We start from the raw sequence: 21,190 nt of genomic DNA, 5'->3' as shown, positions 1-21,190 counted from the left end.
ACAATTTCAACACTATAATTAAAACAAAAAACAATCATGAAAAAACTGCTAAACGTATTTATCTTGACCATGATGTCTCTAATGCTCAACGCTCAAAGTCAAAGCAAGACGTTGACCTTGGGCGATAAGATGCCGGAATTTAAATATGCAAAATGGATTAAGGGTACACCGATCAAAGATTTTAATGACGATAAAGTTTACATATTCGAATTTTGGGCTACTTGGTGCGGCCCGTGTATCGCGGCGATGCCACATTTATCGGAACTATCCGAAAAATACAAAGGTAAGGTGGAAGTTATCGGTGTCAATGTATTGGAGAGAGTGGGAGACAAGCCTTACGAATCATCTTTGCCAGTTGTTGAAAAATTTGTGAAACAGCAAGGTGAGCGGATTAAGTACAATATTGCTACGGACAACAATACACTGTTTATTGCTAAGAATTGGTTAGAACCAGCCGGGATCAATGGAATTCCAGCCACTATCTTGGTTAAAAATGAAAAAGTTCAATGGATTGGCCATCCAGCCGGTATCGACGAAGTTATTGACAAGATTATAGATAACACTTATGATATCAATGCTATCAAAGCCGAACATGATGAAAGTCTTAAGGCTGCAAAAGAAGAGGAGGAAATAGCGGCTAAATACAATGCCAAGCTCCAAGAGGCTGTTACTGCCAAAGATTATAAAAAAGCATTGATAATAATGGATGAACATGTCAAAGCATATCCTGCTGCAGGTATGTCGGTAGCCATGGAACGCTTCCCGCTTTTACTGAATAACTTTCCTGAAACTGAAGCGATCAGTTTTGCAAAGGAGGCACAGGCAAAATATGGCTTCCTAGGTACTGCATTTGCGGCGAGTATTGTTGCCAAAGAAGGACTTTCTAAAGAGAGTTACCTTTTTGGAGTTGATTTGGTCAAAGGAATTAAACAGACCTTTTCAAAGGTATTTATTCTAGAATCAGACCTATATGAGAAGGCTGGAGATATTAAAAATGCTTATGAAAGTCGGTTAAAGGCATTGGGTAGTATAGAGCTAGAACTTGCTGATAAGCGATATGAAGGATTTGTAACAGTTGAGACACGGGATGAATACAAAAAATCTGCCGCTGAGTACAGGACCAAGCTTGAGGTTATTTTTGCCAAAGAAATGGAGGAGAGGATGAAAGCAGCCTCTGGTAAATAGACTAAATTTTTAAGTATTTATAGCGATTTAAGAGCCCAGTTTAGAAAGCTTACTGGGCTCTTTATATGCTTCCTATCCTTTCAGTTGCTATACCCCAACTAATCCTTTTTCACATTTGGTGCCTCGGTTTTTATGACTTTAGATAATGATGCAGTACCTGGACTAAGTCGATGCCTCTACGTTTTTGTATTGGAATACCGCCAATTTGAACAACGGTGGCACAATCTTCAATAGCCATTATTTCGTTTTAAAGTCCGTAAAACTATTTCCATTATAACTATACACTCCATTTAAAGTACCAAACCATATGCTGCCATCGTTAGCTTCCGTTATTCCAAAAATCATAGCTTCCCCCGATCTGATGATCTTAGGAGGCATGGAGGGATCCAATAACGATTTTGAATTGTAGCGGGAGAGAATCCAGCTTTTTGTCTTGGTAGGCGGTTGTGAGACATGCTTAAAGTCCCTATTGACAATACTATCCGAACTAGTCCAGATATTTCCATTTTTATCCTCGTAGATATAGCCAACAAACCGGTGGGTATAATTTGTAAATCTAGTACCGTCATAGCGCCATAGTCCGTCATTTCCCCCGAGCCAGATGTTTCCATTTTTATCCGCGATTATAGAGCGGACATTTTTAAACGGTTTACCTTCATGCTTGAGGACTGTGTATGTTTTACCATCATAGACACAGGCATCATCACTGGTTGCAAACCATAGCTTTCCTGTATGGTCCTCCATAATCCAGTTGACGCTATTGCTGGAAAGTCCGTCTTTTGTTGTAAAATTTTTAAAAGATTTTCCATCATAGCAACTCACCCCAGCTTCAGTACAGAACCAAATATTACCCGCCTTATCCGCATAGATTTCAGTGACCTGATTACCAGCAAGACCGTCCTTTGTCGTGAAATTGCGAAAGGATTTTCCATCATAATAATACACGCCTGAACCGATCGAGGATAACCAAAAGTTTCCTTTTTCATCTTCCAATACAGAGAAAAAACGGGCGGTACTGACTTCAGCTGTTATATTGCTGAACGATTTTCCATCGTATCGAAAAACGCCCTTCCATGAAGCAATCCAAATATTGCCCTTCCGGTCTTGCTTTACCGTACGGACGATTCCACTGGGGCCATGCGCAGCGCTTGTATGATCGGATAAAACTTTTGGATTGTTTAGCCGCTGTTGCTGTTGCTTATGGTTATTATCGCTGCACGAATTGATTAAAAAAGAAAGCAGCAGTAAAATGGAAATGTTCATTGCATTGTTCATATGCTATCAAAGTTGGTTGAGCGAAAATACTTTGATATCTTTATAGCTGACCGTTCAGGATTGTAAATTAAATTGTAAACTTTGTAAATAATGTCCGCTTATGCGATTTGATTTCAAAAATCTTCCTAATAGAAAACGTAGGTACATTATTGGACTAACATTCGTATTCCTATCTATCGCATTGATCGGTCTGGCATTCAGTAAGGAGGGGAGGAGTAGCTTTGATGAAGCAAAAACAGAAATTTTACTCCGAAAACTTGGACACCAGTTGCTCTTACAGTCGGGAGATAGTACATCGAGGGTACTTCCTATAGAGCGGATTACAGTAGATGAATACCGGATTAGATTTGAACAGCATATTACTTTTCAGCCTGATTCTCTCTTAAATACGGCGAAAGACCTGTTGTCCGAAGATCCTGTCACGCGCAATTATATTGTCAACGTTCTTAACTGTGCAACGAATGCTGTAGCCTATGGATTTGCTATCGCTGGAGATAAAGAAGATGATATTGTACCTTGCTTAGGAAGAGAGCAACCTAGTGAGTGTTATATCGTTGACATTAAATTCAATCCAATAGAACATGACGCGAAGAATGTCTATATATTGGGGAGTCTATCAGCGTTGGCTTTTATCTGTTTTGTTGTTTTTAGACCACGTGCATTACAAAAAGCACCCAAAGACGATCAGCTTGTGCAGGTATTCCATTTCGGTTCGGTCCGATTTGATCCGAAGGAAAAGCTATTGCGGATAAATAATGAATGCATAGATTTGACCCGGACGGAAGCAAGGCTAATGCATATTTTTGCGCTATCCCCTAATGAGACGATAACTAGGAGCAGGTTGCAAAAAGAGATCTGGGAAGATGAGGGTGTGATTGTTGGGCGCAGCTTGGATATGTTTATTTCCAAACTCAGGAAAAAATTGGAAACAGTTCCCGATATCAATATTGTTGTGGTGCGCGGTAAAGGCTATAAGCTTGAAACTAGATTTTAATGTAAGTATGCAGAAGGAGATCTACTTTACCGGGTATTTATCATTCAGGTAGCTATGTTTGTACTTACTTTCTTTGTTCTGAGTTATCTATTAATGGCAAAAAGTAAATAAAAAAGAGCGGTTGATAATGAGGATGATAACGCGATGATAATCACTATAACAACAGTACGAGATTAAAATACACATCTCTATAGCGCATAAAATCTTCATAGCTTAGACCAACCGACAATCCTTTTGCAAAAAATCTACTGTTAAAATAGATAAACTTTGAGAGATCGATTTTATAATTGGTCTGGCCTTCAAATAAGGATGCCGATATCCCGGTATTGATATTAGGATTTGTAAATCCTTTTGATGCAGAGAGATAGATGCCACTTAGGTTATCTTCTTTTCTCAGATAGTCAATACCGCCTCCAACTTTAAAATTGTTCTTAAGCTGCAAGCCGTACATGAGCTGATGATTTTCAAACTTCTTGGTAACATTCTCTACATTGATCTTTCTCTTCTGATAGCTATAGGCGATATAATCAGTAAGGTTAGCTTTTTCATAGAAGATTTTACCCTTCGCTAGGGCGGTGTTCAAATGGTAAAATCGATTCGTACTGAAATTATATTGCAGTGATGCACCCAAATTCACTTTTGTACTTCCTATGTATCCTGCATTATAACCGGTATAAAAACCATAGGGTAGTTTTGTCGCAGCGCTATAGCCCGCCCAAAAACTGTTCGAAACATAGCAGATTACTGCCATTCCACCAGTATGATAACACCCTTTACGGGGTAATGTGTTTTTGAATGACTGGAAGGCTTCTTCCAGTCTTAGCGTATCCGATAAGTTATTCACGAAATCCGAAATTGCTCTTGCTTCTGGCAGCCCATGTTGACTAGTGGGTGTCCAATAGCTTTTTGCACTGTAATTCCCATTGTATGCCTGTTCTATGATATAGGTTATACCGTCAAACCCCTTGCTCCATCCTTTTATCTTTTCGTCTGTAGGTATATTGAGCAACTTAAGATTCAGAAAAAGTTCATAAGCAGCCTTTGCCTGGTCAGGGGAAAGGGAAGCTTTTTTGAATAAGGTATCTGTTCTGTAATCTGAAGATTTTTTTTGATGGTATATATAATTTGTTACAGTACCTATAATATCTGTACTATCTCCAGTGATATCGATTGCCTGTCCGCGACCCCAAAATCTAAAAGCAAATTCATGATTGGATTTTTTTAGGTCTGAAAGTATTAATTTCTTTGACAGCGATTCTTTCTGAATATCAATTGTAGCCGTATTATCCTCCATCTTTTTAGATTGCGGATATACATCCAGTAGTTGCAGAAGAAAACCTACCAATAAGATCACTGCTCGAATATGTACCATGTCAATATTTCGCTGTTTTGAGAAACTATTTGTACATAAAATCACTATGCTCAAACGTCTTTTTATGATGCTGCCTAGCTAGTTCAGCAAATCGCTTGTTCCTCTTGTCACTGCCTAAAAAGCCACTTACACTTTCTACATTAGAGTTTTCAAATACAGGTAAAAAAACTTCTGCATTTTGGCTTCCATCCCAGATTATGAATTCTTTCAGATTTGGAACATCTTTTAATGAAGATACATCTGTCAATCCACTCATGCTTTCTAGTGAAATTCGTCGCAATAATTTACTTGTAGAAAGATCAGGCAATGCAGTTACCTGTTTAAGTGATTGAATAAATAGATTTTGCAGAGATGACAGTGCTGAAATAAATGAGAGATCAGAAAGCCCACGTACCTGCCAAAGTTCCAGGTATTTAATTGAGGGTAAGTTTTTTAGTGCTTCAAAACTTTTTATTCCACCGAGCTTAATGTCCACCGACCATAAGTGTTTTAGTCCCTCAAGATAATCAATGTTAGGGGTTGAGATCGAACGTAGAACAATTTTTTTAAGATCCTTTAGTTTACTGATCGCATTGATTCCGTTTTGTTGCCCTTCAAGATAGAGGTATTCCAGGTTTTCGAATCTTTCAATACCTTTAATATCCGGTTTTTTGGATCTGGTTTGATACAAGAATAACTCCTTTAGATTGGGGTTGATTTTTTGTAAAAAGTCAAAATTGTCCAAAGTTAGAATACCGACAGCTAGCGTTTCTAAGTTTTTTAACTTGGTAACCGTATTGATTCCAGTTGCCTCAATTAAACAATCTATTGAAACCTTCTTTAGGGAAGGAATACGCTCCAAAAAAGTCAGGTCACAAGCTGTGGAGTAATGTCCAAATATCCGTAATGCAATATCCCCCCCTTTGGGAGAAAATAACCTTTTCCAATAAATCTATTTCATCATTTGATAGCGGAGTGGAAAATTGGATATATTTTGTACTGCTATCCACCGCCAGAGCCCGTAAATCAGTCTCTTCAAAACCTGTTGAAATAGTATAGTGTCCGGATCCTCTATTTATACTCTGTATGCTCATCTTAAAAGGTTTGGCAAATAAATATAGTAAAAGTTTGATTTGTTTAAGTGAATATTGATCTTTATATAGATGAATCGTTGATAAGCCAATAGAACTACGCGAAATATGAAGAGAAGACTGACCTCTGCGGAAATAAAGCTGATTTCTTATTTGGTTTATGATACACCGGAAGGAGCCGCAATTATTGCTTCATTGAAAGACCTATTTGTTGAGGAAATGGACGATGGCGGTATGGGGAGTCTGAAAGTTGTTGTTGAAGGAGAGGATAAGCGCCGTACAGGAGGTATCTTAAATGATATGGAATTCCATGATGCTGACGGTATGCTATTAGTAATAACAGTTATTTTAGATACTGACGAAAATTTTTACGAACTGGATATTTTCAAAGGTGATTTTTCTCCTTTGATAAAGATTCCAGATGTATCAATAAATGTGTGATGCGGTATTTAGACGAAGATGAAATTCAATCCAGATTGAGGCTTGGAAAGTCTGTGGAGCAATGGTTGGGTGATGTCCAGGAGGAGGATTATACTATACTCAAGTGGTTAAGTATTAACATGGAGAAGGACGAAAGCTTTTCTGTAGCCTATTTTGAATCCTTTGATGAGGGAAATGAAGATTTCTTGGACATATATTCGTTTTCATTGGTTGATCCTGATGAGCCATTTGGCGTGATACATGTTTTTAATTCGATTGCTGATGCATTAAGTTTTGCAGACGTCACTTATAAAGCCTTTCCTAACAAATATATTTCAGCAGGAGTGATTCAGGAAGAATATAGTGATTATATTAATCGATAATTTTGCGTTAATGAGAGCCTTACTAATAATAGATATGCAATTGGGGAGTTTTAGACCCTATGAGCTGCGGTATGATACCTTTGCTGTTATTGATCGGATCAACAGACTTTCTGAGGCGTTCAGAAAGAACGGGGATCTGGTCATTTTTATACAGCATGATGGGACAAAGGAAAACTGTTTTCTGCCCGGGACAGAAGATTGGTCGCTATTACCAGAGCTGATCAGAGGGCCCGCAGATATATTTGTCTCTAAAACAGCAAATGATTCGTTTTATCGAACAGAACTTCAAGCGTTAGTGACCAGCAGCGGCGTGACGGAATTGGTCTTGACCGGATGTGCCACAGATTTTTGTGTGGATGCTACCCTAAAATCAGCTTTGACGAAGGACTACTCTATTACTGTAGTTGCCGATGGGCACACCACCTCTGACAGACCCATGATCCCTGCCCGGCAGGTGATTGAGTATTTTAATTGGCTATGGTCAGAAATGACGCCAACGCAAGGTATGATCAAAGTTGAACCTTGTCATGCTATTTTAAGCGCTTAGCTAAAGAGACGATATTGTCACATGGGGTATATTAAGTGTCCATTTTTTATTGCTCTGGCCTATGTGAGTATAGGTACTTTATCTTTGTTGTTATGTATTTTTGTGTCTTATCAATTTATCCAGCCATGATTTTCGCCCTTTTACGATACCGATTTTGTTTTTGTTTACATTCCAGAGCGAGTTAGTTTTTTTATCAGCGTAAATTGAAGCTACTTGCGCATATTCTTTAGCTTTTGTTGTATCACCTTTGAAATTTGCTAAAAAAGATAATATAGAATACACGGTGTAATCCTCTATGGGAAAGTGGATATGTTTTTCTTCTGTTTTTTTCAATAATAAATAATAAACTTTGTCATAAAATTCGGTTTTCTGAGCTTGTACTACTGTTTCTGAAAAATCGAGGTAAGATCTTGAAATTACATTTGGAAATTCCTTTTCGAAATCGATTGATTTTTGAAAATAGATTAATGCTCTTTCGAAATCATTTCTTAGTCTATAAATATTCCCCAATTGATTATAGGTTTGGCTTCTTTCAATTCTATTATCGGGGTATTCTATTAATACCTTATTCAAAAGCATTTCAGCAGCATCCAAAAGATTGTTATCCTTTGCTTCAACCAGTTCAAATGCTTGTATTCTTAAAAACTGAGGATGATTGTATTTTCTGCTACGAATGAGTTTGGCAAAGAATTCCTCCTCGTCGGCTGTAGTCCAAGTTTTTCGTCTATACCAATCTGTCATTTGTATTGCTTTCTATATTATTTTTAAATATACCAAAAGTCAGATCCATAAATCGTAGAAATGAACACAAAAAGATCAGGTAATCGCAGCTAAGCTTCCCAAGTGCCCTCATATTTAACAACCTTCCATTTGCCGTTTGTTTTTTCTAGAATAAAATACCATCCTTGGCCACACCATCCACCACATAGATAATCCAGGGATACAAATGCTTTTTGGCCGTCATGTGTCAGAATAGGTAAGTGGAAGACCAGCTTTGTTAAAAAACGTTCTTCCATAGTCAATCTATTGCTGTCTTTAACCACATACTTATGAGCGATCGGTTGGGGAATGTAGACTGTATCCCTGTCTCTTGTCTGATTTAGGAAATTTATAGAATCCTGCCGGCTACTACTGAGATGGTTAAATAGTTCCCTGATTCCAATTTCATCTCCTGGGGGGTAATCCCCCTTATAAGACGTGCTTATGGAATCTTTGGTAAATCTGTCTTCGATATAAGTTTTAGGGTTCTCAGTTATGATCAATCGACTGATACAAGTGTCATGTGTGAGTATCGCTTCCAGTATTTCCTCATAGTCTTTTTGAAAGGCGGAATAATTGAAAGTTTTTTCCGGCGTTTTTGCTTTAGGTTTTTCTTTGGCAGTGTTTTGACAAGCTACAACAAGAAATAAAAATGGAATTAGGATGTATACTTTCATAAAATAAAAAAACTGATTTAAAAGAAGATGTCAAAATGTTTTCTTTTCCATAATGCAATTTACTAAATTCATCTACCCAATATTTATTAAACAGTATTTAAGGGATGATCAAATCAGAGCCAGATTGCGACTTGGAAAGTCTGTGGAGCAATGGTCGGGCTGTCAAGGATGATGATTATCCCATAATCAAATGGTTGAATATGGATGAGGAAAGCGGCGAAAGATTTTCTGTAGCCTATGTTGAATCCTTTGATGAGAGAAATGACGCTTATAAAGCAGCAAAAAATAAATGATTTCTTTTAAATAAAAGCGAATGTATTTCAAACTAGAATTATCAAGTGATCCTAAAGTTATCGGTGTAAGAAACGGGATCTATCAAGTTGAATTGATGGAAAAGGTTTTTACAAAAGAGTATTTAAAGAAACTGAATGCTTATTTCCATCCGGGAAGCCCTTGGACGCTGAATGAGGCCTTACCCGATTTCTCTGTTTATTTTCATTTTAAAAAATTAAAGCTGACAAAAGAAACGAATTTTATGAGCTTCTGTCCTCACTTAAGTAACTGTCTTTTTTTAATTGATGATAAATCTCTTAAATTATTGGAATCATTCAATATTCAATCATATCAACTTTATCCAAGTATTATCTCTGACCCTACTAATTCAGAGGAAACTCATTCGTATAAGATGTTCTTTACCTTAATACAAGATTGGGATATTATTGACTTTAGTAAATCGGTCTTTTATACGGGGGGGTATGGAAATATAGCGCTCACTGACCATCAATTTTCGAACGCGGAGGAAATGAGAAATTTCAGGCCTTTTCCAAAAATAAAAGTATTAGCGCTTAATAATGAATTTGATTCAAAACTGGATATGTTCTATTCTCGCTTAGGTGGGGTTTTCATTTCTGCGAAATTGAGATCGGCAATGGAAGAAAATGGCGTTACAGGTCTTGAATTTGATAATTCCGTTGAGGTTATACTTTGATAGACACTTTTTTGCTCGTATGTCCATTGCGTGAATTACCCGACCGCTGCGCTTATGCTTTTTGTAGCCAAGGTGGCCGTTTATTTCTCCTTCAAGCATCTGCGATGTGTGTGTCTGCTAGTACCTGTAATTCGCGGAAAAACGATTGCAGCACCAAGCCGTCTTTAGAACTCTTTAAGAACTTCTTGTCGTTTATTAGTGACTCCTCGTCAATCATACTTTTTTAAAGTTAAGTAAATAAAAAATACGAAGTCCTTTCGAACTCTGCATTTTATAACTTACACAATTAATGAAACAGTGCTGTAATATTCAAGTTAATAGAATGTTTTTTAGATTTTAACTTCAACAGGAATAACCACCTTAGCCTCAATCAAATTTTTTACAGGTGTGTAAATATCAATATCACTATCAGGTGAAGAAATGCTAATAATCAGACTGTAACGGATAGTATTGTTATAGCGTTCTAATTTTTTTCTGGTTTTCCACCATCCAGTTGTTGGAAATATTGCTAGAATGTTACGAGTTGCCAGATCTGCAGCGTTACCCTCCCATATATCCTTATGAATAGATCCTTTATTCCGTAGGTCTTCACCCAATTTCCAGTTTCGTTCACGGCCCTCATTTTGATAATCATCTTCCCGCATTTCAGCACTAATTCTTCCTGCAAATGCATCCGGAGATTCATTTGTATCGTTCATTTTAAACCTTAATGCATGCGACATATAGTTGTTTGCCTTTGCATACCTTTTATTGCCAGGGTTCGGTTCTATAAAATAGGATAGGGTAATAGTTAATTGTACCGGTGTATTGTATAATTCTGCTAGTGCGTCTACCGGCCAGGGTAAATTGTATAAATGAAATTGGTCTGTTTTAACTCGTGAATCTTCATATTTATAAGGCTTTAATTCAGCCTCACAAATTAATGTAAGAGAATTTGAAGCACTATGTACAGCTCGTTGGAGATTTGGAACACCATATCCTACAGTTTGTATAAGTTTAAGTTTTTGTGCAAAAGATAAATCCCCCAAGTTCCGGTCTCCCAACATGGCTGGTGTCCAATTCGCTGAATGAATCATCAATGCCCTTATGCTTTCTGGCCTTAAATATGGGTAATTTGTATAAAGTTGTGCAGCGAACCGGCTGGCGAGAGCCGTAGCCGCACTAGTATCTCCAAATGCTGTAAGCATGTTTAAAGTTTTTCCACAGGAGGTACTTAATAATTGAAGTGAATCTGGACTCAATACACCGCCATGTTGTATGGCTTGATTACCACCTTCCATTACAATATCAGGCTTTCTAGACCATTCGTTTGTCCAAATGGAAGATGTGGTATTACAAGGCGACATAGCTCCTCTGCGTGCTAGTATTTCGGCATCGGGAAATAGATTAAGGTCTAGCTGATCTTTCAATGTATATGCTCCTACTGTTATAGCATTAAATGCTTGTGCAGGATCATTTATACTATGATCATCATTTATTATTGGATATCCATTACGGATTTCCTCAGTCAAATTTCCAGAAGAAATGATAAACAAGTTTCTTTCATTAATTTCTTCTGTTCCAAAAGAAAGCATGTCAATAGTGGCGGACCAAACTGACGGTTTTCCTAAGTGCTGATTATCATTAGATGTTACAGCCATGCAAATAGTGCGTTTATGATCCGGATTCATGATTTCGGCATTAGAGACAGCATCGATCGTTACGAAACCATAATTCAGTGGATCATGTGGTTTATTGTGATCTATGACTCTTACGCTCTCGAATTTAAAGGGAATGTTTACAGGATGGTTGTGACCAAATACTTCAGATAGATCTCCGTACAGGATCAGTCCCGCCATGGGAGTCCCGTGGCCATTGCGCATGTCTGTCCTGTCGGCAACATGGCCATCGGCAAAGACTGTCGAGAGATAGTGTTCCTTAATATGAGGTGTTAATAATGGATTACCATGATTTACTCCGGTGTCCAATAAACATACAGATATTTTATTTTGATCAGCGCTATTGGATACTCGTTGTAATAAATCATTAATCCAATTATCTTGTTCGATGCGAGTAGCGTATGTGAAAAAATCTGTTAAATCACGAGGTTTACGTAACTCACTTAGACATTCCAAATAGAGTAAGTTCTCCATTTGCAGTGGAGTGCCTTTTATGTAACCTACAGTGTGTTCAGGAAAGCAGATCCATTGTTGGCCAATTTGGATTCCGTGTTGCAGTAGAAAATCTTTGCACTGTTCAATGTAATCATTGTTATTATCATAATCTAGCCATACTTCCCACCATATACTTTGGTCTGCATTGGGAAATTCGTTTTCAGGTTCCTGCCAAAATGCTGCTAAAGTGGCTGCGCGAATATCCTCGATATTTGCTATTAAAGAATAATTTCTAGGTTTAGGATCTCCAGCCTTTTCACTTTGAGGTGTATTCTTAGTAATAAATTCATCTACTTTTTTCAAGAAGTTAACGATTGCTGTTTTGTCTAAATATATGCCAGCTTCTTGAAATTCAAAGGTATTACCCTCTTCATCTATAGCTTCACATATTCTTGTAAATGCAATACGAAAACTTGATTTATCATCAAACTTATCAATATCAAGTGGGAAGTCGGGGGCAGATTTAAAAACTATATAAACAAAGTCTTGAATCTGTTTACCATTCCAAAAGTCATCCAAGGCTTCATTGAATCTGACCTTGACGAAATCACCTTGTTGCTGACGATTAATACCACTACGCGCTAATACGGTAGGGCCTCCTTGAATATTAGAGGTATAATTTTTGGCATCATAAAAATTTCCACCTAGTACTAGATGGGGCAGGTTATTTTCTGGCATATTGAAAAAAGAATAAGTCCCTTAAAAAGGTCTTTTCCTTCCCTCTACATATTGTAGTATTTTTTCTTCACTCACATTCTTATCGCCATAGACGAGATAATCTTTCCATACATCACTTACAATACGGTGGATGTCTGCAAAGCTTAATCCGATGGCTTTATGAGCAATTTTTTTTAGATCTATAGTATAGGGGAGGTCAAACCCAGTGAATTCTAAATCAAATAATTGGTAAATATCCTCCTCAGTGGGAAGAGGAAACTGGATGATATCATCAAAGCGTCTAAATAGCGCAACATCCAAAGATTCAGGGAGATTGGTTGCTGCGATGATCAAACTTCTTGAATCATCTTTTTCAATTTGGAGTAAGAAGCTGTTAAGTACGCGTTTTATTTCACCCACTTCATTTCCAGCGGAACGGGAAGTACCAATGCTATCAAACTCGTCGAAAAGATATACAGCTCTAAAATCACGCATGGCGTCAAATACTAGGCGAAGCTTTGCAATCGACTCGCCCATATATCGGCTAATCAACCCGTCGAGTCTGATGATGAATAGGGGAAGGCCCAGTTCACTCGCCAGTACGTGAGCACTCATCGTCTTACCACAACCTGGTGCACCAGTAAAAAGTAATTTTCTACGGGCAGTCAAACCATGACTTTCGAGAATATCTATTTTACGTTGTTCGTCGAGTACACGTTGGATTGAGATTCGTACACTTTTTGAAAGCACCATGTCCTTGAGTTTTACCTCAGGACGTATGAGTTCTAATAAATCGTCTAATTCTTTTTGAGCACTATTGACAGGAAGCTTTTTGATAAGAACTGATTCCTTACTTTTTGAAAGTTTTGCCTTATCGATCATTTTTTTGAGCTCTTCAGCTAAAGCAGTATGGCCTTGGCGTGCTTCTGCGGCAGCTATCTGCATAGCAGTAGCATAGAAACGACTTTCGTCTCCTTCGCCAAATGAGCGAATCAAGCTCTTTATTTGTTCTAATGCTGCCATTATGCTTTACTCAAAATTTTTGCAAATATAAGGTTATATAATCAAAATAGGTGCCGAACTTTTAGATGTTTTATATTTTAAAGATATAGAATTTTTGATTCTAATTAAAGGATCATTTTTATGAGATCTTTATATTCGATCTTAATCCAGATCGAACGTTTTTATTTTTTTAAAATAACTGTCAGATTAAATATCTAAAGTTTTTATCTTAGCACTATTAAAACTGACTTATGAAAAGTAAAGAATATTTTTTAGAGAATAAAATAATAAAAGAAATAACTGAAGTTAATTATCGCATTGATCAATTCTGTTCTAAAAATTCATTTATCTAACAAACTATATTTTTTTGAAAGATATGTATCGTGAAACAGAATATAAGGAAATAGAATGTTTCGTCGGAAATGCTATTTTGATAGTTACTGCGACTGATATTGAGACAGAAATACTTCATGAACATTTAAGACCTATCCAAAAAGGTGATAAAATTATTCAGTGTCCTTATGAGGATAAGACTTATTTTGTAGGGGTATTTGGAGCATATTTGTGTTTCCATATTCAATGTGGTACTATGGGGTCTATAGGATCAGCAAGTTCTATTGTTACAGTTAGAGACTCTGTAAAACTATTTAAGCCAAAAATTACTATTATGATTGGTATTGCTTTCGGAATTGATCCCTCAACGCAAGAAATCGGTGATGTAATTGTTGCGGATAATGTAATTCCTTATGATAATAAAAAGATTACAGAAGGGGCTACCATTATTCGATCTCTTCCCGTTCCAACAAGTAAACTACTGCTGGATAGGTTTAGAAACGTTCGGAATTGGGAGTTTCCTTTGGAAAATCGTTCAGCGATGAAAATTGTTGCCCCAATTTTCTCAGGGGAGGAACTAATAAATCATATTGATCGGAGGCAAGAACTTCAAGCTTATAATTCGTTAGCAAAAGGTGGAGAAATGGAAGGAGCAGGATTGTATACCGCAGCTTCAAGTCTGACAGAATGGATTTTAGTTAAAGGTATTTGCGATTATGCTGATGGAAACAAAGATAAAAATAAAGACGTTAACCAAAAAACCGCTATGAGATCTGCAGTATCTCTATGTTTAGAAGTTTTTTCAAGCCTTAAATCGTTTGAACATATTGAATTGTACGCGTACTCAGGGAATACACCTACTTCAGGTAAATTGGATCCAATTTTAGTAAATAGAGTACTTTTTGAACTTTACGATGATCGCAAGGAACAATTTTATTTGAATAGAGTCGCTGATGATTTATTATTGGATCATCTTAAATATTCATCTATTTGGGTTAGTGGAAAGTCTGGTAGAGGAAAATCAATTGCACTCATCAGAAATATAATTAAAGATCGGATTGATTATATCTCAATTACTCTAGCGAGCTGCATTGGTCTACGTATCGACGATTTTTTTTATGAAATTTATGTTGAATTGATGTATAAGCTTAGACCGGGGGTTGAAATTGAACAAAAACGTGATTATCAAACATGCGTTAGAAAGATCAATAATATTATTGAAGAGTATTCAAAATCGAAAACAATATTTATTTTGATCGACGAAATACCTCTTGGTAATGACGAGAAGTTTGCTGAGTTTGTTCAAAGAATTTGCTCTCTTTTTATTTCATCTGCTTTGAATTGTAATGGAGTTGAGGTTAAGTATGCCCTTTCTTCCATCTATTCTCCAGAACCTTTTATTTTAGAGTTCCAGAACAAGGTGAAGAATCATATTAAATTTTTCAATTTCGAGAATTGGACTACGGAAGAATGTTTAGCTCTTATATCTATCTTTGAAAGAGAACTTAATATTTCAATAGAGGATTCGAAAAAGAAAATAATCATCGAGGAAAGCAATGGCTCTCCTCGATGGATTAAAAATATGTTAAAAACGACTGTGATACTAGGTGGTTTTACTTCAGAAAATATAGATAATGCAATTTCCCAAACTAAAAGTCAAAATGTTGTGTAATGGATAGAAAATTAAAACCTTATACCATAGTTCCCGCTAATCTTTACGTGGAAAGATCTGCTGATCGCCAGGTGGAGAATATTATACAGGAAATGGGGCGACCAGGATATGTATTAGTTTCTAGACAAATGGGAAAAACAAATCTTTTACTGAATGCCAGAAGAAAATTCACTAATGAAAACGATAAGTTTGTTTATGTTGATTTAAGTAATTTGTTTTATGATGAATTAACATGTTTCAGAAACATAATTGACTTGGCAATTGAAACTAATTTAGATGCGTTTTCTTCCACAGACTTAGAAATTGAAAATTTCCGTTTAAAATTTTCTCATTTACCTCCCCAAAAACAACATGAAGGCGAACTTAGAATTCTGCTCAAAGCAATAAAAGGAAAATTGATAATAGTATTAGATGAAATAGACGCGTTAACCAAAACAGATTATTCCGATCAAATATTTTCCCAAATTCGTAGTATTTATTTTGCTAGAGCAAATTACGAAGAATTTGATCGCCTTACGTATTTATTGTCAGGGGTTGTAGAACCTTCTGACCTAATAAAAAATCCTAAGATATCACCTTTCAACATCGGAGAAAAGATTTTTTTAAATGATTTTAACAAATCTGAATATCAAGAGTTTTTGAAGAAAGCAGGATTGGGGCATTTATCAGATGGAATTCAAGAACGAGTTTACTATTGGGCTAATGGAAATCCACGTCTCACTTGGGATTTGTTAAGTCTAATTGAAGGAAATGATGCAGAGATTAGTGAAATTATGGAAATTGATGAAATTGTCAAAAAACATTATTTAACTCAGTTTGATAAACCTCCTATTGATAACATAAGAGAAATTGTAAAAAGTGATAAATCACTACAAGATGCTCTTATCGAGATGGAATATGGTAAGGGAAAATTAATCTCAGACCAACTAAAACAAAAATTATACTTATCTGGTATTGTTAATTTTAGTGAGGATACTATTGTGGTTAAAAATCGAATAATAAAACAGTCATTGTCTGTATCGTGGATAGAATCATTGATCGAAGATACAACCGATTACCTAGGACGAGGTATTGATTATTATAATAAATCGGTATTTAAATTAGCTATTGAAAATCTTATTAGAAGCGTTGGTGAAGAAAAATTAAATTTGAAAAATGCTAATCTTGCAACGTTTTATTTAGGTTTAAGTTACTATTATGACAACCAATTTGAAAATTCAAAAAGTGAATTATTAAAAGTTGATTTTGATAAAAAAGAATTTGGAAATTTCTATTTATTGTGGAGACTGCACCTGGGATATCTTTTTATTAAAGAAAAAGATTTTGATAATGCTTGGGCAGCTTTTGTTGATGTTGTTGATCTAGATTTAAAAAATGATTTTTATGCTTCTGCAAAGATTAATTTAATACAAATAGCGGCAGATTCTGATGACGTAAAATTGCAAAATATTGGAAAGGTTTATTTGAAAGAGGTAATAACATCAAAAGTTGAAGATTTTATATTGCAATCTCCAGGTGTTTTCTTCGAATCAAAGTTTACTGCTTTTAAACTATCGAAATTCTTGTCAATTGAAGATTTTGATACTAATGAGCAGATAATATATTTGAAAAGTATATCTAACGATATACCAAATGAATCTAAGGCTAACTTTAATCTTGCTTTGTATGAAATCACGTCTGAAAAAGAAGAAAAACTTTTGTATTTAAACTACGCTCTAAATTCCATTTTTGAAAATAAACTTACTTTACATAAAAATGCAAATGACTTCGAGAGTAAATTTGATGTCGATCATTTAAGAAAGCTTCAAATATATTTGTTTGCATCAAACAAGATTAGTGATTTTGATAGATTAATTGATTATGAAGATAAAATACGATCCGGATATTCAAAGGAGAAAATACTAGATAAGTTAGTCGGCTTTGCTCAGGAAATTGATCGTTCTGATGATTTTATATTTTCACTGGCAGAATATTTCTACATAAACTATCCGCCACATAATTCACTTATTAAAAGAAATCTATTAACATTATTAAGTAGTTTGTCGTTTTCACTTAAAAGGGATGGGGAAAGTGTTTATATTACTAGTTTATTGGATTTCTTCGTTAATAATGATCAAAATGATCTTACCTTAGAAATTATAACATTGCTGTTATTTAATATTAATCAATTACTTGAGAATAATGAAACTGCTAGAGCTTACTATCTGATAAGGCGTATACAAAATTTAGAGGAAAGAGTCCCAAAAGAAATAAAAGATGCATTTCTCATTGTTAGTTTTTTTGAACTTATCTTTTTGAAGAAAACAGGTAAAATCACCGACGCAAAAATCAAAGCAGCAGAAATTTTAGAACGTGTTAACCGTAGTAATGCTGTTAAATCCAACAGTAAATTATTAGCGACTAATTTACCAGTAATAGTTAATGAATGTAATCAGACTTTAGATGGGTTTAATATTAGAGTTCCTCTCGTGAAAGATCCAAAACCGGAAAGAAACAAGTTGGTAACTGTTCGATATATGGATGGTAAAGAAGTCGTTTGCAAATTTAAGAAAATTGAAAAAGATTATGAGAATGGTAGCTGTGTGATTATATAGCTGGAATAGCCTATTTTTAGCGGTATTTATGACGAGAAATTAACGATTGAATTTATGGGAATTTTATACATTATTTTTAATGCAAATGAACAATATTACTGATAAAGAGTGGTTGGATCTAGGGTTCAAATATTTTGTACAACATTCACAACAACGGGTTCAGCATTTTAATTATTTTATTTTGTTTTCCTCTCTTTTAACAACTGCAACGGTTACATCAATGCAGCCTTCTTTTGGTTTGTCGTCTTTTGGAGCATTGTTTGGATTAATTCAGATGATTATTTCCTTTATATTTATAAAAATAGATGACAGAAATAGTTTCCTAATTAAGCATTCTGAGTCAATAATTAAGAAAATTGAAAACAAATATCTAGATAGTGATGATTTTCGTATTTTTAGTTTAGAAGAGAAAGAGACCATTTTTTTGAGATCTCAAAAAAATGGTCTTCTTAAAACTCATTTTTCTCATAAAAATTTATATAGGATTACATATGTGATTTTTGGAATTATTGGAGCTATTTGCTTAATGTTATCTTTTTATAGATTTTTAACCCAAAGGTTTAATTAGAATGGACATTCGAGAGGTTTTCTAATGAGAAATAGCAACATTTATAATATTCCAGAACTTAAGCAATGTAATCAATTTAGGGGCATTATTTTTAAGAAAAATTGATCTCTCTCCGAAAAACTGGTGTATTTAAAAGTAGAGTATTCGGTGATGATTCATAAATTTTAAATAGGAGGGAAAAAAAGAAAAAATTAAAGCTTACCAATGCACTGATTACCTTTGGGAGGGTGTAAAGTAAACTGTGTCAAATAAAGAATTTTTATATTAGACACAGCAAATGGAAAAAGAGGAATTTGATTTTTCGTTAGTATTTGTTTTAAAAGGAACTCAAGTGCATATACCGGAGCATGCTGACCCCCTGATTCCGGGCTTAGTTTAGGTACACCATGGTTGTTTTATCGTTGTTATCGCATGGCATTCCGTCAGATACTGACCCCTCTATTGTTCAAACAGCAATATATTCCGGAGCATGTTGCCCCTGTCGTATAGTATATTTCTGTTTTGATCACTATTATTCTGGATCATGCTGCTCCCTCTTATATTATTGGGACTTCAGAATTCCGGAAGATATTGACCCCTTGCCTGGGGGCTGATTTTGGTTTTACTTTTGGGGAAATGATATTACCCAATGGCCGGAAAAACCAGACCCATGAGTCAGATAAAACAGATGATCAGGCTGCAACAGCAGGGCTATGCTATCAAGTCGATAGCCCGCAGTCTGAGTATAAGTAAGAATACCGTAAAGTCCTACCTCTACAAGATAGGGCCGGCAAAGTTGAATATGAGCGACCTTTTGCTGTGGAAGATCCTGTTCTGGAAGGGTTGCTGCATTCAGGCAATCCGGCCTATCGTGATCCCAGATTCGAGGATCTCAAAGAACGTCTGCCCCATCTGGAGAAAGAGCTTAAGAGAGTTGGCGTAACACGTAAACTGCGTATCCGCCCGATAAACTACATATTTGATTGCTCGATTTGTTTCTTATAGTTCTGCGGGTACAGATCCTTCAGGTTCTTGTGGTTTATGGACATGATGTTTTGCAGTGTGTGCTTTAACCATTGGAATGGGTTCACACCATGCTTTTTACAGATAGCAAAGAAGGAATATATCATTGCTGCCCTTTGTGCCGCATCGTGACTTCCGGCGAACAGGTAATTTTTGCGTCCCAGGGCCAGGGGCCTGATGGCATTTTCGATTTGGTTGTTATCTATATGGAGGCTTCCGTCTTTAAGGTATTCAGTCAACGGATCCCACCTGTCGGCGGCATAGTCCATGGCTTTTCCGATCTGACTTTTTGGTAATGTAGTTTTTATCTCCCTGCCGATCCACATCCCAAGCTCATTAGCCACTGGGAAGGCTTCCTCCAGGCGGAGCTGTTTGGTTGCTTCTGCATCCAGACCAGCATCCCTTGCCTTGCGTTCAACAGCATACAGCTGCTGGATATAGCAGAGCGCCTTTTCCGCCCTTGCCCGGTTATTTTCCAGCGCCCTTTCGAACTCGCGGCGCGCGTGTGCCCAACAGGCAAGGTGGGTGACCTCTTTTTTCTTTGCATACTTTTCGTATACCGCATAGCCATCGGTCTGGAGATAACCGCTGAAGCTGCCCAATATAGGCAATGGGGCACTACCGCCACGGGTGGGACTGTAGTCGAAAAGCACCGTTCCTTCCAGCGGGGCATAATATACCCAATAGTACCCTTGGTGGGCAGCACCTTTTTTATCGCTGTCCAGCACTTTAATGGGACTCTCGTCCACCTGAAGATATCCTTTTGCTTTGGTATCGAATACCAGCTGGTCGTAAAGCGGTTCGAGTTTGATCAGTGCTTCTTTCGCCCAGCCATCGATTGTGGAAGAGGGTATGTGGATATTTTCCCGCGCAAACCGCTGCTTCTGCCGATACAGCGGGAGGTGGTCCACATATTTGTCGGTCAGGATCATCGCCAGCAGGCCGGCCCCCGGGATCCCCTTAGCGATGACACGCTCGGGAAGCTCGGCGATCTTTACACCTTCACCGTTTTTGGCGGCATACTTATAACGGATGTAGCGTTTGATATAGAACTTTGCCGGCTCACATTCAAGCTCTTCGGTAATTTCTTTACCGATGCACACCATCCGGGATAGATCTCCCTCGGGGTGGATCTCGATCTCTTCTACCGGTAAGTGCTCAGGGAGTTTTGCCCGCCCGTGATGATTGGGGCGCTTGCGCACATACTCGATTTTTTCTTTGATTTCTTCCTGTTGATGCTCTACTTCAGCAGGCTCCGCATTAAAAGGAAGCATAGTCTGAGCAGGATCGCCTTCAAAGCGCTCTCGTTTCTGGCCGAACTGCATCCGCTGGAACATCTCTACCTGGGCCTTCAGGTAATCACGCTCCCGGGTCAGGCGCTCGATCTCGGCCTGCTGTGCCTGTGTCTTACGCTCCAAAGATTTCTGCCCCGACAATTGCTGCCTGGCAATCTTTATAAGCTCTTCTTTCGAGAGGTTTTACAGCTCTGTTTGCATACCCTAAAAATACACAAAAAGATGCGCTTAAGCAATAAAAAAA

Annotated in this window: 20 protein-coding genes and 1 pseudogene; 12 read left to right on the top strand and 9 right to left on the bottom strand. The window is 36.9% G+C overall.

Annotated features, from left to right (window positions below; all coding sequences use genetic code 11):
• The first annotated feature begins 36 nt into the window (after window positions 1–36).
• A complete protein-coding gene (locus B4G94_RS25260; RefSeq protein WP_286862886.1) occupies window positions 37–1,185 on the top strand; it encodes a TlpA family protein disulfide reductase in 1,149 nt (382 codons plus the stop codon).
• Between the two features lie 237 nt (window positions 1,186–1,422).
• On the opposite strand, the gene B4G94_RS25255 is transcribed toward B4G94_RS25260, so the two are convergent.
• Complete coding sequence (locus tag B4G94_RS25255; RefSeq protein WP_286862885.1) at window positions 1,423–2,448, bottom strand: ligand-binding sensor domain-containing protein; 1,026 nt, start codon at window positions 2,446–2,448, stop codon at window positions 1,423–1,425.
• Window positions 2,449–2,560: 112 nt separating this feature from the next.
• Between B4G94_RS25255 and B4G94_RS25250 the strand changes: the two genes are divergently transcribed.
• Window positions 2,561–3,454 carry a winged helix-turn-helix domain-containing protein gene (locus B4G94_RS25250; protein WP_286862883.1) on the top strand — a complete coding sequence of 298 codons (894 nt, stop codon included), beginning with the start codon at window positions 2,561–2,563 and terminating at the stop codon, window positions 3,452–3,454.
• A gap of 154 nt (window positions 3,455–3,608) precedes the next feature.
• Here B4G94_RS25250 and B4G94_RS25245 read toward each other — a convergent pair whose 3' ends face one another.
• From B4G94_RS25245 to B4G94_RS25235, 3 genes are read right to left on the bottom strand one after another with little or no spacing between them, the layout of a single operon-like run.
• Window positions 3,609–4,826 (bottom strand): hypothetical protein, encoded by a 1,218-nt coding sequence (locus tag B4G94_RS25245; protein ID WP_286862882.1) that lies wholly within the window; start codon window positions 4,824–4,826, stop codon window positions 3,609–3,611.
• Window positions 4,827–4,851: 25 nt separating this feature from the next.
• Window positions 4,852–5,667, bottom strand: a complete 816-nt coding sequence (locus B4G94_RS25240; RefSeq protein WP_286862881.1) for a hypothetical protein — start codon at window positions 5,665–5,667, stop codon at window positions 4,852–4,854.
• 10 nt (window positions 5,668–5,677) lie between these two features.
• Window positions 5,678–5,899, bottom strand: coding sequence for a hypothetical protein (locus tag B4G94_RS25235; protein ID WP_286862879.1), 222 nt, complete (start codon window positions 5,897–5,899; stop codon window positions 5,678–5,680).
• Between the two features lie 105 nt (window positions 5,900–6,004).
• Here B4G94_RS25235 and B4G94_RS25230 point away from each other — a divergent pair, with 105 nt between their 5' ends.
• From B4G94_RS25230 to B4G94_RS25220, 3 genes are read left to right on the top strand one after another with little or no spacing between them, the layout of a single operon-like run.
• Complete coding sequence (locus tag B4G94_RS25230; protein WP_286862878.1) at window positions 6,005–6,337, top strand: DUF6984 family protein; 333 nt, start codon at window positions 6,005–6,007, stop codon at window positions 6,335–6,337.
• Window positions 6,337–6,699: a hypothetical protein gene (locus tag B4G94_RS25225; protein WP_286862877.1), complete on the top strand. Its 363-nt coding sequence runs from the start codon at window positions 6,337–6,339 to the stop codon at window positions 6,697–6,699. The genes B4G94_RS25230 and B4G94_RS25225 overlap by 1 nt, the downstream gene beginning before the upstream one ends.
• A gap of 10 nt (window positions 6,700–6,709) precedes the next feature.
• Window positions 6,710–7,246 carry a cysteine hydrolase family protein gene (locus B4G94_RS25220; RefSeq protein ID WP_286862876.1) on the top strand — a complete coding sequence of 179 codons (537 nt, stop codon included), beginning with the start codon at window positions 6,710–6,712 and terminating at the stop codon, window positions 7,244–7,246.
• Between the two features lie 90 nt (window positions 7,247–7,336).
• Here B4G94_RS25220 and B4G94_RS25215 read toward each other — a convergent pair whose 3' ends face one another.
• Window positions 7,337–7,987, bottom strand: a complete 651-nt coding sequence (locus B4G94_RS25215) for a tetratricopeptide repeat protein (RefSeq protein WP_286862875.1) — start codon at window positions 7,985–7,987, stop codon at window positions 7,337–7,339.
• A gap of 89 nt (window positions 7,988–8,076) precedes the next feature.
• A complete protein-coding gene (locus B4G94_RS25210) occupies window positions 8,077–8,682 on the bottom strand; it encodes a hypothetical protein (RefSeq protein ID WP_286862874.1) in 606 nt (201 codons plus the stop codon).
• 104 nt (window positions 8,683–8,786) lie between these two features.
• On the opposite strand from B4G94_RS25210, the gene B4G94_RS25205 reads away from it, so the two are divergent.
• Both B4G94_RS25205 and B4G94_RS25200 read left to right on the top strand, forming a co-directional pair.
• Window positions 8,787–8,975 carry a hypothetical protein gene (locus B4G94_RS25205; protein ID WP_286862872.1) on the top strand — a complete coding sequence of 63 codons (189 nt, stop codon included), beginning with the start codon at window positions 8,787–8,789 and terminating at the stop codon, window positions 8,973–8,975.
• A gap of 20 nt (window positions 8,976–8,995) precedes the next feature.
• The gene (locus B4G94_RS25200; protein WP_286862871.1) at window positions 8,996–9,670 is read left to right on the top strand and encodes a hypothetical protein; all 675 of its coding nucleotides are present in this window, start codon (window positions 8,996–8,998) and stop codon (window positions 9,668–9,670) included.
• Window positions 9,671–9,999: 329 nt separating this feature from the next.
• On the opposite strand, the gene B4G94_RS25195 is transcribed toward B4G94_RS25200, so the two are convergent.
• Both B4G94_RS25195 and B4G94_RS25190 read right to left on the bottom strand, forming a co-directional pair.
• Window positions 10,000–12,501, bottom strand: coding sequence for a S8 family peptidase (locus B4G94_RS25195; protein WP_286862870.1), 2,502 nt, complete (start codon window positions 12,499–12,501; stop codon window positions 10,000–10,002).
• A gap of 21 nt (window positions 12,502–12,522) precedes the next feature.
• Entirely contained in the window at window positions 12,523–13,503 is a 981-nt protein-coding gene (locus B4G94_RS25190) for an AAA family ATPase (RefSeq protein ID WP_286862869.1), read from the bottom strand.
• Between the two features lie 355 nt (window positions 13,504–13,858).
• Between B4G94_RS25190 and B4G94_RS25185 the strand changes: the two genes are divergently transcribed.
• The 5 genes from B4G94_RS25185 to B4G94_RS28175 all read left to right on the top strand — a co-directional run bounded on the left by B4G94_RS25185 (window position 13,859) and on the right by B4G94_RS28175 (window position 19,571).
• Window positions 13,859–15,487: a hypothetical protein gene (locus B4G94_RS25185; RefSeq protein WP_286862898.1), complete on the top strand. Its 1,629-nt coding sequence runs from the start codon at window positions 13,859–13,861 to the stop codon at window positions 15,485–15,487.
• A complete protein-coding gene (locus B4G94_RS25180; protein WP_286862868.1) occupies window positions 15,487–18,081 on the top strand; it encodes an AAA-like domain-containing protein in 2,595 nt (864 codons plus the stop codon). Before B4G94_RS25185 ends, B4G94_RS25180 begins: the two co-directional genes overlap by 1 nt.
• Before the next feature lie 85 nt (window positions 18,082–18,166).
• The gene (locus B4G94_RS25175) at window positions 18,167–18,649 is read left to right on the top strand and encodes a hypothetical protein (protein WP_286862867.1); all 483 of its coding nucleotides are present in this window, start codon (window positions 18,167–18,169) and stop codon (window positions 18,647–18,649) included.
• A gap of 501 nt (window positions 18,650–19,150) precedes the next feature.
• On the top strand, window positions 19,151–19,381 hold the full coding sequence (locus tag B4G94_RS25170) for a hypothetical protein (RefSeq protein ID WP_286862866.1): 231 nt from the start codon (window positions 19,151–19,153) through the stop codon (window positions 19,379–19,381).
• A complete protein-coding gene (locus B4G94_RS28175) occupies window positions 19,278–19,571 on the top strand; it encodes a helix-turn-helix domain-containing protein (protein ID WP_414711839.1) in 294 nt (97 codons plus the stop codon). Before B4G94_RS25170 ends, B4G94_RS28175 begins: the two co-directional genes overlap by 104 nt.
• A 28-nt stretch (window positions 19,572–19,599) precedes the next feature.
• Here B4G94_RS28175 and tnpC read toward each other — a convergent pair.
• Window positions 19,600–21,006: pseudogene (gene tnpC, locus B4G94_RS25165) on the bottom strand (IS66 family transposase); the annotation flags it as partial.
• Between the last annotated feature and the right edge of the window lie 184 nt (window positions 21,007–21,190).

The organism is Sphingobacterium sp. UBA7625 (assembly GCF_002484085.1).
GTDB classification, from domain to species: domain Bacteria; phylum Bacteroidota; class Bacteroidia; order Sphingobacteriales; family Sphingobacteriaceae; genus Sphingobacterium; species Sphingobacterium athyrii.
The sequence above is the reverse complement of the archived record's forward strand: the minus strand, read 5'-3'. Positions and strand labels throughout refer to the sequence as shown.